The organism is Aquimarina penaris (assembly GCF_040786285.1).
Taxonomy (GTDB): Bacteria; Bacteroidota; Bacteroidia; order Flavobacteriales; family Flavobacteriaceae; genus Aquimarina.
Genome location: NZ_JBFMKQ010000004.1, coordinates 226,817 through 245,677, shown reverse-complemented (window position 1 = coordinate 245,677; position 18,861 = coordinate 226,817). Strand labels below are relative to the sequence as shown.

The following is an 18,861-nucleotide window of genomic DNA, read 5'->3' as shown; positions in this document are numbered from 1 at the left end:
ATAGGAACATAGTCGATCTAATAATTATCGAAAATTCAATATATTTTTATTTCTTATCATAAGAAACCTTTCTACATACATATCAAAAAAATTCATAAAACACATAATATCAGTATAATACAATTCTATTAAAAAATACATGCTAAGCAGAATTGTAAAAATTTAACACTTTCCACTCCAATTGCATTTAATAAAAACACAAAAACACACAACATTACCTATACAAAATTAGAACATATCTACACAGAATTATATTTTATTGATGTGTCACGAAATCTAAATTGATTTCAAAACTCTTCATAATCAAAGGGCTTAAAACACTTTATTCCTGTTTACAATTTCTATTGTAGCAATACTGTATGTTTTTTGTAGTGGTGCCAAAAGATTCTTTTACTACCTCTTTAGAGTATTTTTGAAACAACAAAATTTTAACATTTACTTAAAGAATTAACTAACTTATATAAACCAAAATTATGAAATCAAAAAAAACATGTGTAATCTATTTGGTTATTTTTATTGCAACTTATCTTATTCCCAATTGTGCACAAGGGCAATCTATTGTAGATCAAAACGGCCGCTTAAGAGTCTTAGGTAACAAAGTAGTCAACAAAAACAACAAACCTCTAAGCCTTGCTGGTAATAGCTTGTTTTGGAGTAACTGGGATGTCGGCGGAAAATTTTACAACTCTAATACGGTAAGCCACCTTGCTAAGGAGTGGAAAAGTGATATCGTTAGAGCGGCTATGGGTGTAGAAGAAGAAGGAGGTTACATCACAAACTCAGCAAGAGAAAAGAACAAAGTAAAAGCTGTAGTAGAAGCAGCAATTGCAGAAGGTATTTATGTTATTATTGACTGGCATACTCATAAAGCCGAAGAATACCAAGAAGAAGCGATTGATTTTTTTACGGAAATGGCGCAACTGTATGGTAATAATGATCATGTTATTTATGAAGTATATAATGAGCCCGTTTTTCAATCTTGGAGTACTGTGAAATCCTATGCAAACGCAGTAGTTAATGCTATTAGAGCAGTTGATCCCGATAATTTGATTATTATAGGTACACCTCAATGGTCACAAAAAGTAGTAGACGCTTCAAATGACCCTTTAACGCAAAACAACATTGCATATACCCTACATTTTTATGCAGGTGACCACAAACAATTCTTAAGAGATGAAGCTACAAAAGCTATGAATAATGGAATAGCCCTATTTGTAACAGAATGGGGAGCTGTTAATGCCAATGGAGATGGGGGCGCTGACAAACCTGAAACCGAAAAATGGATGCAATTTTTGAAGGACAATCATATTAGTCATGCAAATTGGTCTGTAAGTGATAAAGTCGAAGGAGCTTCTGTTGTAGCAGGTAATGCTGGAGTTTCAGGTCTTCTTGCAAATAACCTAACAGAGACCGGTTTTTATTTAAAAAATATTATTGAAAACTGGAACAATACAACCGTTCCTACTATGTGTACAGGTAATGGTCAAAATATTAGTAATTTAATACAAGCTGAAGACTTTTGCGCTCAATCGGGCATAAGATTCGAGGCTACAACAGATACTGGTGGCGGGCAAAATGCAGGTTATATCGAATCTGGAGATTATATGGATTATCGTTTGGATTTACCAGAAACTGGACAGTATACAATCAATTTTAGAGTAGCGGCATTTAACCAAACTATTAAGTTTTATCTATTCACCGGAGATACAATGATAACCTCTGTGAATAGCTCTGCTACGGGAGGTTGGCAAAATTGGAAAACAGTCACAGAAACGATCGATCTTTCTGCTGGAAACCAAACATTCAGAATAGCCGCAACAGGTAATAATTGGAATATCAACTGGTTTCAAATTATTAAAAATGTAGTACCTCCAGGACCATGTACAGATAACGGTCAATCTATAACCGGCTTAATTCAAGCTGAAGACTTTTGCGCCCAATCTGGTATAAGATTTGAGGCTACAACAGATACTGGTGGTGGACAAAATGCAGGTTATATTGAATCTGGAGATTATATGGATCATCGTTTAAATGTACCTGAAACCGCACAGTATACAATCAATTTTAGAGTAGCGGCCTCTAGTGAAAATATTAAATTTGATCTTCTCCTCGGAAATACAATAGTAACATCTGTTAATGAATCTCCTACAGGGGGGTGGCAAAGCTGGAAAACTGTAACAAGAATAATCAATCTTTCCAAAGGAAGTCAAACATTACGATTAATGGCTACCGGTAATTATTGGAATATCAATTGGTTTCAAATAATTCCTACTACTAATTTGAATGAAAACGATGTAACTGTTGTCAGATTGTATCCAATTCCTGCTGAAGATTTTCTAAATGTAACAGGAATAGATGAAACGTCTTTAATCTACATTTCTGACTTTACCGGAAGAGCTATTCTTCAGTCCAAAATAAACTTTGAACACAATAAAATAGATATTTCAAGCTTAAAGGGCGGCAACTATATCCTCACAATAATTGATGGATCACAAAAGAGATCTTTTCAATTCACAAAAAAGTAGCCATAAAATCATCAGAAGAAATAACGTAAACTCCTATTATGAAAAATAAAGTATTTATAACAACACTACTACTATTACTTCTAGTGTTGAATATTCGAGCCCAGTGTACAGATCTAATTTTTAGTGACGAATTTTCAGGCAACTCAGTAGATCAAAGCAAATGGCGTTTTGATATTGGAGACGGATGCCCTAGTCTATGTGGATGGGGAAATGCAGAAGAACAATACTATAGAGCAGAAAATACTAGTCTAAGTAATGGAAAGCTTATTATTACTACCAAAAATGAAAGCTTTGGTGGTAAACAATACACATCGTCAAAACTTACAACTTCCCAGAAATTCAACTCAAGATATGGAAGGTATGAAGCCAGTATTAAGCTCCCTTCGGCTGGCGGAATATGGCCTGCTTTTTGGATGCTTCCCGAAAATGGAAATTGGCCCTTTACTGGTGAAATCGATATTATGGAGGCCCAACATAAAAATCCTGAAAAAGTTGGTGGTACGGTTCATTACTCTAATGGAGGTTGGAGATTTAATGGTAGGGAATATAGTGCCGGTCTAGATCTTTCTGCGGGTTTTCATCAATATGCTGTAGAATGGGAACCAAACGAGATACGATGGTATGTAGATAATCAATTATACCATACAGTAACTCCTGCAAACACAGTAGATCCCTGGCCTTTTTCTCAAGGAGATTGGTATATCATACTTAATGTTGCAGTTGGTGGCCCAGGTACACCCTATACAGGTAACATTCAGCCAACCCCGTCTGATTATCCTACCCAAATGGAAGTTGATTATGTTAGGGTGTACAATGGTACCTTGAGCCAAGAGTTAACTGGAGATAATAGAGTTGAGACAGGAACATCTAATAAAAGATATACGGTTACCCCTAGCGATAATACTTCTTATAGCTGGACAGTTCCGAATGGCGCAACAATTACTTCAGGTCAGAGCACTAACTCAATTACGGTAGATTGGGGTACTAGTGGTGGAAATGTATTCGTGCAAATCAATACTCCGGGTTGTGATCAGAATACCTTAGAAATGAATGTGGAAGTAATTCCGAAAAGGTCCTTAGACTTTGTCTATGAAGACTTTGATGCGAACAGAAATATATCCTACACATCGGTCACCGATGGTATTCTAAATCAATCTGTTACAAATCCAGGTCCAAATAGTATAAATACTTCTCAACTCGTTGGAAAATACCAAAGATCATCAGGAGCAATCTATGACGGACTTTATATATCATCTTCTAATATCGGAAATGCATCAGAACTTGTATCCGGTAAAAAGGAGATTTGGGTAGATGTGTATAGTAATGCACCTATAGGAACCGAGTTTATGCTACAAATTGAAAATAGCTCGGCATCAACAAACACTTATCCTGCAGGAAGACATAGTAGATATATTGCAAGAACAAATACAACAAATGAATGGGAAACTCTAGAATTTGAATTATTAGATCGACCCGACACCAATGTTAATGCCTCTGAAACAGATCAATTTGTCGTATTGATTGATTCAAATAGTAATACTGACCATATTGTATACTTTGATAATTTCAGAAAAATGCAAGTTCCTGAAGCAATTTTACTAGAAGAAGAAATTATTTCAAACTATGAAGATATAGATCAATTAACTGTTTTCTTTGAAAACGGAGAGTATAGTCCAAAAATACCTAACCCAAACCCAAACAATGTTAACGCTAGTAGCAATGTCGCTAGTTATACTAGAAGCGCTACAGAGCTTTATGATGTCGTTAGTTTTTCTACCAATGTGATTGAAAATAGTACTCCTTTTGTAGAAGGTGATAACATCTTTTATTTGGATCTATATACTTCTGCGCCAATAGGGACAGAAATAACATTAAGCTTAGAAAATCAGGTGATTTCTGAAAATGATTTTCCATTCGGAAGAAATAGCCAATATATAGGAGTGGTTCAGGCTCAAAATGCCTGGCATACGATTGAATTTGCATATGCTTCATCCCCAGATGTAGCAACATCTGGTGTAGCAGTTGACGAAATTTCGATATTGTTTAATCCAAATTCTAATACTTCAGAAACATATTACATCGACAATTTCAGAATAGGAAAAACAAAACTACCTGCAAACTATAACTTCCTAGAGATGATTCAGGATTTTGAGAACGTTAATAATTTGGTATACAATCCTACAACAACAGGTACTTATGAATTTGCAGCCAATAACCCATCACCCAATACTATAAATTCGTCTATAAAAACCGGTAAATATTCAAGAGATATAAGTGAGCTTTACGATGTTTTATTTTTTGATACATCCTTTATAAATGATGCCAGTGCATATGTTGCTGAAGAAAAAAGGTTTGCTATGGATATTTACACTTCTGCTCCCATCGGAACCATTGTAAGTTGGCAATTAGAAGCTGGAACATTATCCACCAGTGAAAATTATCCTATCGGAAGACATAGTATTTATCAAGCTAAAGTTGAGGAAACCAATACCTGGCATACGATTGAATTTGTTCTAACAGCAACCCCAGATTTGGTAGTAAGTGATAGCCAGATTGATAGTGTTGTTTTTCTTTTTAATCCAGGTATAGCATCTGGAGAAACCTTTTACATGGATAATTTGCGTATTCTGAAAAAAGAAGACGTTACTAAGCCTAATCCGGTGTTATCCAGTATTGTTTTAACCCCTTCGGCTACTCAAATTACTTTAGGTACAACACAACAATTCTCGGCTCAAGGATATGATCAAAACGGCGATCCCATATCAGCAGCATACACGTGGACAACCAATGGAGGATCAATAGACACCAATGGATTATACACGAGTTCCTCGGTAGGTGGTTTTAGTATTACCGCTACAAGTGGTTCAATTTCGGGTACTGCTACTATCAAAGTAACTAACAATACTCCTATTTCTTATACCAATATCCCTGGTATTTTAGAGGCCGAAGATTATAAGCCTGGCGGTCCGGGAGTTGGTTATAATGATTCAACTCCAGGAAATAGTGGCAGTGCATATAATAGACAAGATGATGTAGATATTGAAACTACAGGTGATGAAACAGGATTGTATAATGTTGGTTGGATTGATGCTGACGAATGGTTAGCGTATGATATTAAGGCTACAGAAGCATCAAATACTTATGATATTGATTTTAGAGTAGCGTCACCTGGGGGAAATGGCTCTTTTCATTTAGAATTGGATGGTTCTCCTATTACAGAAGTAATTTCTACTCCAAACACAGGGAATTGGCAAAATTATCAGACCGTTACTGCAGAAAATATTCTTATCACATCCGGAACACACGAGATACGAATTGTATTTGATTCTCCGGGGTTGAATATCAATTTCATCGAATTTAAAAAAGCAACAAATATCCCTGGAGGAGGTATAGTTTGTTCAGGAGTTGCTGCTAATGGTCAATATAGCTATGAGATTTCATCAGATGTGATAAATCCTACAATAACATTCAAACCAGAAGTTACAGGAACTGGTGATACTGTTTGTATTCTATATTATGGAACATCGGCTACAGGTTCATATCCTGGATATATCGTAAGCCCAAATGAAGCATACCAAATCAATGCATCAGAAGGTGAGACTATTTATTTCTATTATACGTATAGTTTGTCGACAGGAGGTGAAAATAACACAGCTAATTCCAGACATAATTTTGTTGCTGGTCAATGTAATGCATTACGAGTATCAAAGTCAAAAAATGATCTGAAAGAGAATGTATTGGTATTCCCTAATCCTGTATTAGATAAAGTACAAATACAATTATCCACAACACATAACTTTAATAATCTTGAAATAGTTGACATACTTGGAAAGATAGTTCTAAAACAAAAAATTAATCCTAAAGAGTTAAATATCAATTTGGATATAAGAAATCATGAAAAAGGTCTTTTCTTTTTAAACCTGTACGGAAATTCTAAAAAACAAAGCATTAAATTAATGAAAAAATAGTTCCTGTTTGAATCCAGCCGAGGTCACGAATGAATCACAAAAAATGTGAATTACAAAGCGAGTTTCAGAAATGAAGCTCGCTTCTTTTTTGAAACAAAGTTAAGTGATTCTTAAAACAGTACTTTGCCTGGATCATGAAATAATATTACCTAAATCACTTCATATTCTAAATACCAATACTAATTAATTGATAAAAGGATCACTCCATTTTGTATCTGTATACACACTGGTCCCTGATAGTGTTTTAATAAATGCTTCGAGCGCCTGAATTTCTGCAGTAGTTAGGTTAAGGTTCTGCCCATTACCTCCTGGTCCTCCACGCAAACGGTTATCCAAATTTGTATTTCCCGTAGCATCAATATCATTATAATGCTCTATAGCATCAGTTGCAGAAGCCATACTGGCATCATGCATTAATGCCCCATTAATAACTCCCGAACTATTAAAAACATCTCGTAAGGTTGGTGCTCTGGTTACCGTAAGATCGGTTGCCGTGGCATCTGCAAAAATACCAATAACACCATTATTTAAACTCATTGGATCAATATCAAACTCTGGTGCAGCATGACACGTTATACATCCTGCTCCATTTTCGTTTGGTGGTCTAAAAAACAAATCTTTTCCTTCATTTTCCTGTGCTGTGAAATTAGGAAACTGCTGATTATCATTTTGAACAACTGACCTACCTACATCATATTTAGCATCAAAAGATTGTATACTGCGAATAAACTGAGCCATACTTTCTTGTAAACGTGCTTCGGTTATGGTAGTATTGCCATAGGCGAACTGAAATAATTCCTGGTAATAATCCAAGGCTTCTAACTTTATCAAAAGATCTGATAGTGCCGGATCTCCATTTTGCCCGCTAAAGCCCATTTCGGCATGATCCTGTATAGGCTGTGTAGTTTGTTCTTCTAATGTATTAGCACGTTCATCCCAAAAAAAACGTGTTTCTCTGGCAAATCTTGTATTAATTAAACGCATACTATGTCTACCCGTTACACCATTTACTCCTGTACTTACATCATTGCTATCACCAAATGCAAAGGCTTGCTGGTGACAACTTGCACAACCAATGGTATTATCAACAGATAGGTTTTTATCATAAAACAAAACTCGACCTAGTGTTGCTTTAGCATCTGTTATCGTATTACCACCTGTATTATCCTTGGTAACATAGTTGGGAACAACTTGATTCGCATAATTATCCAAATTATTAGGATCTATATTATCACCAAAAACATTTTGAAGTACGGTTAAACTTCCTGTAAATGTAGGGTTTTCGGTAGTATCCGAATTTTCATTTGAGATATCCGTATAGCCGTCCTCATCACCAGAGCAAGAAACTAATGTGACTATAGACATAGACAATACTATTTTTTTTAAGTTCATATTTTAGGGCTTTAAAATTGATTACTTCTAGTTAGACTATAGAAAGTCTAAAAAGTCAAGTGTCTTTTTTATTTTGTTAATTATTTTAACAAAAATACATAATTATAACATATAGTTAACATTTTATTAAGAATTCATAAGAAGCTTCAATACAAGATGTAATTGGGTCATTCAAAAAAAGATAAGAGTTTGGAGAATTGGTATTCTTATACATACTAACCAGATTAATATTAAACGTAAACATCTATGATTACCAGTTTTGACTCTATCGGTGCCGCTTTTAAATACAGTTATTTCAGATATCAGACAAAATTGACCAATATTTTTATTGGTAATTATTATTTTTATAGAAATAATAGCAATTACTAACTATGCTATTCTTGTTGATATTTGAAAAATGGCAACAGACACATCAAAAGTGACAATACATATGGTTTCGAGTCTTGATGGCTTTATTGCCAAAAAAGACCAGACAGTTTCATGGCTTCAATCGACTGATAATTACGAGAAAGGGATTGTCCTTACCGAAGAAGATGTGGCAAAGTTCATCAAAAGCATAGACTGCTATGTTATGGGTTCTCGAACATATGAACATGCACTAAAACTTGGATGGCCCTATGGTGATGTCCCGGTTATCGTGTTAACCCATAGAGATCTGATGGTTGACAAAGAAAATGTCGAATTTTACTCAGGTGATCTGGAAAAACTTGTAAATCACCAACTAAAGTCAAAATATAAGAATATATGGATGGTTGGAGGAACAATGATGACCAAAGAATTTATGCGTCTGAAATTGGCAGACGACATTATAATATCGATCATGCCCATTATTTTGGGTGACGGAACACTATTTTTTGATTACATCGGCCAAGAACAGCTATTGCATCTAAAAGACGTTACAACATACAAAGACGGAATGGTAGAATTATGGTATGAAGTAAAAAAAGAAGAATAACATATACCGTAAAACGTATAATTATTACTTCGTATCAACCATATATAAACCACTAACCAATTAATAAGCTATCAATATGAATACTACACTTTGGATTTCTTTTATCGGGACAGTTTTAGTAATTGGTGTAACCCCTGGACCAAGTGTATTACTAGCCTCGGCTAACAGCATGAGTCATGGGGCTAAAAAAACAATAGGAACAATATTGGGAGATCTTTCTGCCAATTCTATACAAATAATGTTATCCTCTCTGGGGTTGGCATCGATAGTAATTTCTTCTGGAGAAATTTTTAGCCTAATAAAATGGGTGGGTGTTGGATACTTAATATACATGGGGGTAGTAAAAATCATTTCAGTTCCCAAAATTGGAGAATTCAAAAAAAAGAAACAGGAAAAAAGCTTTTTAAAGCTCTATAGCGAAGGGTTTTTTATGTCTGCTTCAAACCCAAAAGCAATTGTATTTTTTGCAGCTCTTTTTCCTCTGTTTATTGATCAAAATTTGGCATTCACGCCACAAGTTATTGTTCTCGGAATTACCTATTTAGCAATTGATGGAATTTGTTTATTAGTATATGTCAAATTCGCTTCAAAATTAAAAAGATACCTCGAGAATCGAGAGAAAATCCATTTGCAAAACAAAATTATTGGAACGTTATTAATCTTTAGTGGTTTGATGTTATCGATGGTAAAGAGAACTAATAATTAGGATGAAAACTCATGATTCATCGAGCAAACAAAAAACATTAAAACACAAGAATAATAAGACAGTAACTTATAATTTCCCTTCTGAATAAAGGCGTCTCATTTCCTTTTTATTAAATTTCCCCACACTGGTCTTAGGGATTTCATCTAAGAACACATAATGTTCGGGAATTTGATATTTAGCAAAATCTTTTCCTAAAAAGGCTATTAATTCTTCTGGGGTAACTTTTTGTTCTTTATTCCTTAGAACAACTCCTGCAAGCGGACGTTCTACCCATTTATTATCGGGTATTGCTATAACTGCCGCTTCCATTACCTTATCATGACCCATTATTGCTATTTCGATGGCGACACTAGATATCCACTCCCCGCCACTTTTTATAAGATCCTTAGTGCGATCGGTAATTTCCATATATCCATCAGCATCTATTGTACTTACGTCACCGGTTTTAAACCACCCATCATCAGAAAATTTTTCTCTACTTGTCGTTTTATAGTATGAATCAATAACCCATACACCTCGTACTTCTAACTCACCTACTGCAACCCCATCTCTTGGAGCTACGGTGCCATCTTCCTGTACTATTCTTAGTTCTATCCCCGGTATTTCTATCCCTTGCTTGGCTCGTATTTTTAATTGCTCTTTTGGCGGTAAGTTTTTATGTTTGGGTTGTAATCTTGATATGCTTCCTAAAGGAGATGTTTCTGTCATTCCCCATGCGTGTACTCCCTTTACTCCAAAATCTTTTTCAAAACCTTCAATAAGACTTTGAGGTAATGCTGATCCTCCTACGAGATATTCCTCTAACGCCAATTTTTCTTTGGGTGGATTCTTTTTTAATGCTTCATATACTCCAAGCCAAATGGTAGGCACACCATTGGCTTTATTTATTCTTTCTTTTTCTAACATACTTATTATTGCATCTGGTTGAAGATTTATTGACGGAAGTACCATTGCTGCTCCCGCTAATAAACACATATACGGAAACCCCCATGCCATCACATGAAACTGTGGTACGATTAAAAGTATGGTATCATTTGCACTGTAACACCCTGCATTGGGTGACATAATACTTAATGCATGAAGATAAGTAGAACGATGAGAATACAAGGCTCCTTTGGGTTGACCGGTCGTACCACTGGTATAACACATTGCACAAGCATCATTTTCTTCACTCTTTATCCAATCAAAATCATCAGACACACCTTCTAATAAATCTTCATAATCAACAACATTAGGTAATGTAGTTTTAAAACCAGAAGAAGCGTTAATAATCACAAAATGCTCTACGGTAATCAAAAGCGAAGCCATTTTCTCCAACATTGGGACCAAAGAAGCATCAACAAAAATGATTTTATCCTCAGAATTATTAATAATATATTCTATCTGTTGCTCAGACAATCTAATATTGATGGTATGACATATAGCACCTGCACCCGGAATCGCATAATACAGTTCAACATGTTGATAGTGATTCCATGCAAAAGTACCTATCATATCTCCACGTTTAACCCCTAGTTTAGTAATCAAGGCATTGGAAAGTTTTTTACATCGTTTGTAGAGATCTGCAACACTATACTCATGTCTTGTTTTATTGGGTAAATGACTAATTATTGATTGATGCGGAAAAACGCTATTACCATACTCTAAAATAGCATTAGTAGTAAGCTGGTAAGACATGATTTGTCCTTTCATGATAGGTGGTTTTAAGTTATAAGAGTAGTAATCAAAACTTAAATTTACGAAAATCAACTGTTAATTAAAACAGTAGCAACATACTAATAAATTAATTTGATTTTTAGATGATCTCTACAGGTTTAACTATTGTAAACTACACCTCAAAAGTCAAAAAACGTGCGAATAACAACCTCTATTCCTACAAATCACTCAAACGTTTTCGTGTTTAGACTTTTCTACTGTAGAACCCATTATTTTTTAAATACTTCATTGTCCAGCAATACTTTACTTCTTGTTTAGATAAGCCCAGGAGTAAGAATTCTTTCCTCTTTAGTGATTATTTATTAATTTGACATATTTTTAACAAAAAGAGAACCGTTGTAAAACAACAAAATGCATTCGTCACTACCCAAAATAATAGTAAAACACAGTACAGTCTTTATCATGCTGTCACTGTTTTCCATTTTACATGCTAACGCACAAAAAAAATGGAAGAAGGTTTCGGAAGTGAGAAATTATGCTAACACTACTATTGGCAAAGCAGCTCCAAAAACTTTTGATATTACTCAAGGCACAGACGGAATACTATATTTTGCAAATGAATATGGACTACTAGAATTCACAGGCAAAGACTGGAATATCCTTTTACAGCCAAAAAACCGATCTCCAATTAGCTCATTATTATCCTACGGATCCAGAGTATATATTGGTAGTAATAATGAAATTGGCTTCACCACAAAAAATACCTTTGACCAAATATACTATGTTTCATTAAATGACTTATTAACTGATAATTGTACGCATTTCTCACAGGTATGGGAGATTTTTGAAGTTGGGAATAACATATATTTCTGTACAAATGAGCAGCTTATAAAATACAATATTTTAGAAAATAAAATTCAATGTATTGCGCATAACAATGGAATCAAACATGCTTCGAAAATTAATAATACTCTTTATTTTGTAGATAATTCAAACGCCATACATACTCTGGTCGATGATCAAATTGAACTCCTTTATACTTCCAACGAACTTTCGAATTATGCAGTTGAACGAATACTCCCATACGGTAGAAAATCCTTGTTAATTGTTACCTCCAAAAATGGAATCCACCTAATAAAAGATGGAGTATTAAAATCATGGGGGAATAATGAGCTTTTCGACTTTTCAAACATTAATGTATCATCCGGAATTCTTCTAAGTAATGGAATATATTGTATTGGAACCACAAACAATGGTGTGCTTTTTTCAGATAAGAATGGAAATCTATTACAAAAACTAAATCGTGATAATGAACTTCTTAGCAATAATATCCTGGATTTATTTATAGACAGATCCGAAAATTTATGGATCACTTTAGAAGGAAGTATTAGTTATGCAGAATTAAAATCTCCATTTTATACCTTATCAGAAAAAGATGGGATATACGGTACAACTTACGATGTAAAAAAACATAATGACACCTTATATATAGCTACATCTAATGGTTTATATTATAGTAAATGGCCTCAAAATTACTATGGCGATATATTTAAACAAGCCACAGGAATCGAAGGTCAAATATGGAATCTAACGGTGATTGACGACACCTTGTTTATTGGAGCTCACAATGGATCTTTTATTCTTCAAAACAATAAAATAGAACCGATTAGTGAAATTAAGGGTGGATGGAATTTTGTGCGTGTACCCAATACCAAAAATCTAATTATTCAAGGAACTTATAACGGATTGATTGTATACGAAAAGATAAATGGGATTTGGGAATTAAAAAATAAAATTGAAGGTTTTCATGAAACTGCCAGAGAAGTCGTCTTTGATAAAAACAACACCTTGTGGGTATCGCATGGGTACAAAGGTGTTTTTCAATTACAATTAGACCCTGGCTATACCAAAGTTATAAAAAGCACATTATATGATCAACAAAAAGGATTTCCGAGTAACTTATTCATTAGTTTACTAGACACCAATGACTCTCAATTATTCGGTACACAATTAGGAGTTTATAATTATGATAAGAAAACGGATTCGATGGTGGTTAATAGTAAATATACAAGCATATTAACAAATCACAATTTAGTCCGAAGGTTAACTGGTATTTCAGAAAACAAAGTACTCTTTATCCAAGGGTACGATAGAAACGATGATATCGGGATTATAGATTTTTCACCGAATGGGGATCATACTATAGAACGTGTTCCTTTTCAAAGATTAAAAACACAACTTATTCCAGCTTTCGAAAAGTTTATATCATTTGATAATGGAGACCTGGGTTTCACTTCCAAAAATGGCTTAATCATTTATCACGAAGACTCTAATCTAAACTATAATAAAGAACTGGGTACATTACTTAGAAATGTAAAAATCAAAGATTCTATTGTATATGGTAATGTAGAGGATTATGTAACGGGTATAAGAAAAGATTCTATATCAGTACCTATCCCTTTTAATTTAAACAAATTAAATTTTTCATTTGTAGCTCCGTTTTTCGAACACCCTGGTTCTATAACCTATCAAACCTATCTGGATGGCTTGGATGAAGATTGGTCTGACTGGAACAACGAAACACAAAAAGAGTACAATTTTCTACCTTCTGGAGAATACATATTTAAGGTTAGAGCAAAAAATGTATATAATAAAATTGGAAATGAAACTTCTTTCAAATTTCAAATCAAGCCCCCATGGTATAAATCCATACCCATGTTTATCGTTTATAGCATTCTATTAATTCTTGCGATTTACACATTTATATGGATAAAAAACGAACAGCGTAAAAAAGGAATAGAAAAACTTAAAATTGCACACAAAAGAGAAATCGAATTACAAAAAGTAAAATTTGAGGAAAAAAGGCTTAAAGCCAAAAATGAGAAGATAAAAAAAGACAATAAAACTCTAAAAGAAGACCTCGAATCTAGAAATAAAGAACTTGCATCATCGGCAATGCAAACGGTACAAATAGATAATCAGTTATTACAATTAAAAAAATCTTTAAACGAAATTTATAATGAGTCTGAAGGAAAGATTAGAAAACAACTTCGGGACACCATAAAATTATTAGAAAATCAAATAGAAGGTGAGAGTAATTGGAAACATTTTGAAACTCATTTCAATCAGATTCATGACAACTCATTAGAACGCTTAAAAGATAGGTATCCAGATCTAAGCCCTAGAGAAATAAGACTATGTGCTTACCTAAAATTAAACCTGTCTAGTAAAGAAATTGCCCCTTTAATGGGTATTTCATATCGAGGAGTAGAATCTTTGCGCTTCAGAATTAGGAAGAAAATGAATCTTGACACCTCGGTCAATCTCACAGATTTTATCATTCGGTTTTAGGCTTTTTTTGGTTTAAAATATAGGAATCTATTCGCCAAAATATACTTTGCGTAGTAAAACTGTAGTGTTTCAGTATTTTAAAAGTACCCCGATTATATCATCTTTATAAAACACCCTCTTAACTTTGAATTAGTAATTAAAATACATATCAATTACATCTAAGTAATTGGTAATTTAAAAATCACTAATCATGTTAATTTCCAATACAACAAAAAGCATATTTTTATTTATCCATATATTATGGATAGGATGCTTTTCTTCTTTTTCACAAAATACAATACCCGGTAAGTTTGCGCCTATAAATGGTAAGACTATGGTAATCATAGGTCAGGATTTAGGCTCAGTAGCAGGTTATGTAAATAGCGGGCGTTTCCCCACACCCGCCGGAGTAACGATGTACACAGATGTCTATACTATGGCTGGATTAAATAGCATTACAAACTATGGCGCAGGCGATATCGGTTCACAAGCCGCATTAGATCGATATCCAAACTCAGCTCTGGCTATAGGATTGTGGATGGTTGAAGAAAATGACGGTCAAGGAGAAGATCATCCCAATGGATTAACCGAAATTGTAAATGGGCAACATAATGACGAGCTAGATAAATTTGCTGCTTTTGCCAAAAGAAATGCCCCCAGACCTATTTATTTAAGAATAGGATATGAATTCGATGGGCCTTGGAATAATTATAACCCTGGTAAATATCAAGCGGCATATCGATATATTGTAAATTATTTAAATCAAAAACAAGTGACTAATGTTGCCTATGTATGGCAATCTGCCACTTGGGGCGCTACACCAGAAAATGGTATTGATAGTTACTATCCCGGAGATCAATATGTAGATTACGTAGGCCTGTCGTTTTTCTTTTTTGATGAAAACTTTAATGGCGACAATCTAGACTATATTCTAAACTTCTCCAGAACCCGAAATAAACCCATTATGATGGCCGAAGTATCGGCACAATATCATGAATTTGATCAAGGAACATTTCATCCATTCGATAATCCTGGATCTCCACAACAACTAGGAGGACAAGGAATTTGGAATCAATTCTTCAGAGATCAGCTTATTCCATTCGTAGATGACAATAGAGATGTAATAAGAGCAGTGGCCTACATTAATGCAGACTGGCAATCCCAACCACAATGGAAATGGCCAGATGCCAATAACGGTTTTTGGGGTGATACCAGAATTGAAGCAAACAATACCATTTCAACAAACTGGAACAACTATATTAACAATGGTAATTTTCTACACGGTGGACCAAATCTATTAAATGATCTCGGAATTACATCAGGACCCGCACCAACTTGTAATGATGGGATACAAAACGGAGATGAAACCGGTGTAGATTGTGGAGGAAGTTGCCAGCCGTGTCAAACTGCACCCACATGTAATGATGGTATCCAAAATGGAGATGAAACTGGTATTGATTGTGGCGGTAGTTGTGCTCCATGTAATCCCGGCGGAGGAAATACAATTACAAAAATAGAAGCCGAAACAGGAAACCTAACAGGGCAAGCGCAATATTATAATGATGGATCTGCAAGTAATGGCCAAGGTGTTGCGTATCTTGATGGTAACGGAAATGGATTTACCATATCAAATGCTCCAAAAGCAGATAAAGTAGAATTTATCTATGCTTCACAAAACACGGGAAAGATTTCAATAAAAGTGAATGGACAAGATCAAGGAGATCTTAATTTTACTTCTAACGGAGCCTGGGTTGGGTCTTATACTGTGGTTACATTAAATGTGGTCGTACCCGCAGGAGCATCTTTCCAGGTAGTAAACAATAGTGGAGATGTTGCATTAAATGTAGATTACCTCAATTTTATAAGTGAAAATGATGGCGGTAATGAACCCTGTACAGGATCTGATATTCCTAATGCCACAGTAAGCAAAACTGATGAAAGCTCACAAGGGTTAAATGATGGAAGCATTACATTTAGTTTTTCTAACACTTCAGGTAGAACAAATATTGAATTTAGCCTAAATGGTGGCTCTAGTTATCCTTACAATGTTCCTGACAACAGTGGATCTACTACAGTTTCAAATCTAGCCCCTGGCACTTATCAAGTATATACCAGATGGGGTAATAATGAATGTCCACAAAATCTTGGAGCAGTAACTATTGCTGCTGGTAGTGGCGGAGGATGTTCAGATTGTATAAACTTTAATCAAGTGGGAACTTCTTCATTTTCTAATCAGGATACTGCTGCTAATATTACTATCCAAGATGCCGGGTTTACAGCCGCATTAACCGACAATACATGGAGAAGAACCAACACAAAATATACTATTACTGCCAATACAGTATTAGAATTTGAATTTCAAAGCACATCACAAGGTGAAATACACGGGATAGGTTTTGATAGTAACGAGTCATTGTCTTCTTCTCAGATTTTTCAGTTATACGGAACACAAAACTGGGGGAATCGTGATTTTGACTACACTGCAGGTGGATATGTATCTTTTAGTATTCCTGTAGGAGATTATTATACTGGTAACGAAATGTACCTTGTATTGGTTAATGATTTTGATAGTGGGTCTGGTAACACAAGTAGTTTTCGAAATGTTCGAATTTTTGAAAGCGGAACCACTCTAACCTGTAACGATGGTGTCCAAAATGGAGATGAAACGGGTATTGATTGTGGTGGTAGTTGTGAGCCTTGTCCTGTTGATCCTACATGCAATGACGGAATCCAGAATGGAGACGAAACGGGAGTAGATTGTGGAGGTAGTTGCCAACCTTGCAATACAAGTGGCTTAAGTGCTAAGTTACTTCCCCCAAATGACAAAATCCTGCTTACCATAGGCCAAGACCTTAAAACTGTAAAAGATTATAATGATGGTGGTGTACAAGGCAAAGGATTTCCTCAAATGGGAGGAACTAAAACATATATCTCTTTCTATAGTTTACTAGATTCGCAATTTCCTCAATACGGGGCATTGGGAGAAACAGCTAACGGAGGAGTAGCCACGAACGGAAATGGTACATCCATAGATGTGGATTGGGGAGCAGGGCCCTTAAATGCCCGTAGCTCTGTTTTCGCCTATCCAAATTCGAGTTTATCGATCGGATTAAGTATGACCGAAGGAGAAGCAACCGCAAACGGAATCAATTACTGGTGCCAGGGGTGTTTAGCCCAAGTAAGTCAAGGGCAATGGGATAACGAAATTAAAAGATTAGCTTCATTTTGCAAAAGATATGGTGATCGGGCGATATATTTAAGAATAGGCTACGAATTTGATGGCAACTGGAATGTAGGCTACGAAAACAGAGCCAACTATATCAACGCTTATAAGCGCGTAGTCGATATTATGCGTTCTGAAGGTGTTACCAATGTCGCTTATGTATGGCAATCCAGCTCTTCACCTATTGATGATGTGCTTGACATACAATTTGGAGAAGGTAACTTTGGAAATATCGAAAGCTGGTATCCTGGTGATGATTATGTAGATTGGATGGGACTATCATGGTTTATAACACCCGATGAAACCACATCGGTATTACCAGGAATTCCTACGCAAAGAGAAAAAGCTAATGAGGTTCTTACGTTTGCAAGAAGCAAAAACAAACCTGTATACATTGCCGAATCAACTCCGCAAGGATATGATTTAATTAACCTGGGAGATTGCAACATCTCTAACGTATGGGATGGTAATGCAGCACAAGGTTGTGTAAATAAATCAGCAAATGGACTTTGGAATGAATGGTTTGCTCCTTTCTTCGAGTATATTTATGATAATAAAGATATCATACGACAAGTACATTATATCAATGCCAACTGGGAAGATGATACTGCATTATTCGGACAAGGAAACAGAGCCAACGGATATTGGGGTCGTGCCGGAGTTCAGGTAAATTCAACTATTGCCAATAACTGGAAGTCAGAAATTGATAAATCAATATGGCTACATGGCAGTAGCAGTCTTAATAGCCAGTTATTACAATCTCGATTATCGTCAAATCGTCTATTAGCCAAAACTGTAGAGCCTAAAACATCAATATTTCCAAATCCATCTGAAGGGATATTTGTGGTAAGAAGTAAAACCATCGGAAAGATATTAATTAGTGATCTAAATGGCAGAACCATTAAGACCATAATAGCACAACCATCAGATCATGAAATAAGAATAAATCTGAATGATGTAGAAAAAGGAATGTACTTAATTACTATTCTTAATACAAACAAAACTAAAACCACTAAATCATTAATAATAAATTAGAGAAGTGGTATTATTCTTCACACAAACTCAACTTAACTAAAATTAAATTTAAGAAGAATAATTTCTAATTT

Annotated in this window: 8 protein-coding genes; 6 read left to right on the top strand and 2 right to left on the bottom strand. The window is 35.0% G+C overall.

Annotated elements, in window-relative coordinates; genetic code table 11:
• Positions 1 to 473: 473 nt before the first annotated feature.
• The gene (locus tag ABW637_RS18005; protein WP_367586116.1) at positions 474 to 2,525 is read left to right on the top strand and encodes a cellulase family glycosylhydrolase; all 2,052 of its coding nucleotides are present in this window, start codon (positions 474 to 476) and stop codon (positions 2,523 to 2,525) included.
• Positions 2,526 to 2,563: 38 nt separating this feature from the next.
• Positions 2,564 to 6,493, top strand: a complete 3,930-nt coding sequence (locus tag ABW637_RS18000; RefSeq protein ID WP_367586115.1) for a family 16 glycosylhydrolase — start codon at positions 2,564 to 2,566, stop codon at positions 6,491 to 6,493.
• A 183-nt stretch (positions 6,494 to 6,676) separates the two neighbouring features.
• Here ABW637_RS18000 and ABW637_RS17995 read toward each other — a convergent pair whose 3' ends face one another.
• Positions 6,677 to 7,885, bottom strand: a complete 1,209-nt coding sequence (locus ABW637_RS17995; protein WP_367586114.1) for a cytochrome-c peroxidase — start codon at positions 7,883 to 7,885, stop codon at positions 6,677 to 6,679.
• Between the two features lie 397 nt (positions 7,886 to 8,282).
• On the opposite strand from ABW637_RS17995, the gene ABW637_RS17990 reads away from it, so the two are divergent.
• Both ABW637_RS17990 and ABW637_RS17985 read left to right on the top strand, forming a co-directional pair.
• The gene (locus ABW637_RS17990; RefSeq protein WP_367586113.1) at positions 8,283 to 8,840 is read left to right on the top strand and encodes a dihydrofolate reductase family protein; all 558 of its coding nucleotides are present in this window, start codon (positions 8,283 to 8,285) and stop codon (positions 8,838 to 8,840) included.
• Positions 8,841 to 8,916: 76 nt separating this feature from the next.
• Positions 8,917 to 9,546 carry a LysE family translocator gene (locus ABW637_RS17985; protein ID WP_367586112.1) on the top strand — a complete coding sequence of 210 codons (630 nt, stop codon included), beginning with the start codon at positions 8,917 to 8,919 and terminating at the stop codon, positions 9,544 to 9,546.
• A 66-nt stretch (positions 9,547 to 9,612) separates the two neighbouring features.
• On the opposite strand, the gene ABW637_RS17980 is transcribed toward ABW637_RS17985, so the two are convergent.
• Entirely contained in the window at positions 9,613 to 11,238 is a 1,626-nt protein-coding gene (locus tag ABW637_RS17980; RefSeq protein WP_367586111.1) for a long-chain fatty acid--CoA ligase, read from the bottom strand.
• Positions 11,239 to 11,664: 426 nt separating this feature from the next.
• Between ABW637_RS17980 and ABW637_RS17975 the strand changes: the two genes are divergently transcribed.
• The gene (locus tag ABW637_RS17975) at positions 11,665 to 14,553 is read left to right on the top strand and encodes a helix-turn-helix and ligand-binding sensor domain-containing protein (protein WP_367586110.1); all 2,889 of its coding nucleotides are present in this window, start codon (positions 11,665 to 11,667) and stop codon (positions 14,551 to 14,553) included.
• A 190-nt stretch (positions 14,554 to 14,743) separates the two neighbouring features.
• On the top strand, positions 14,744 to 18,790 hold the full coding sequence (locus tag ABW637_RS17970; RefSeq protein WP_367586109.1) for a T9SS type A sorting domain-containing protein: 4,047 nt from the start codon (positions 14,744 to 14,746) through the stop codon (positions 18,788 to 18,790).
• The last annotated feature ends 71 nt before the right edge of the window (positions 18,791 to 18,861 follow it).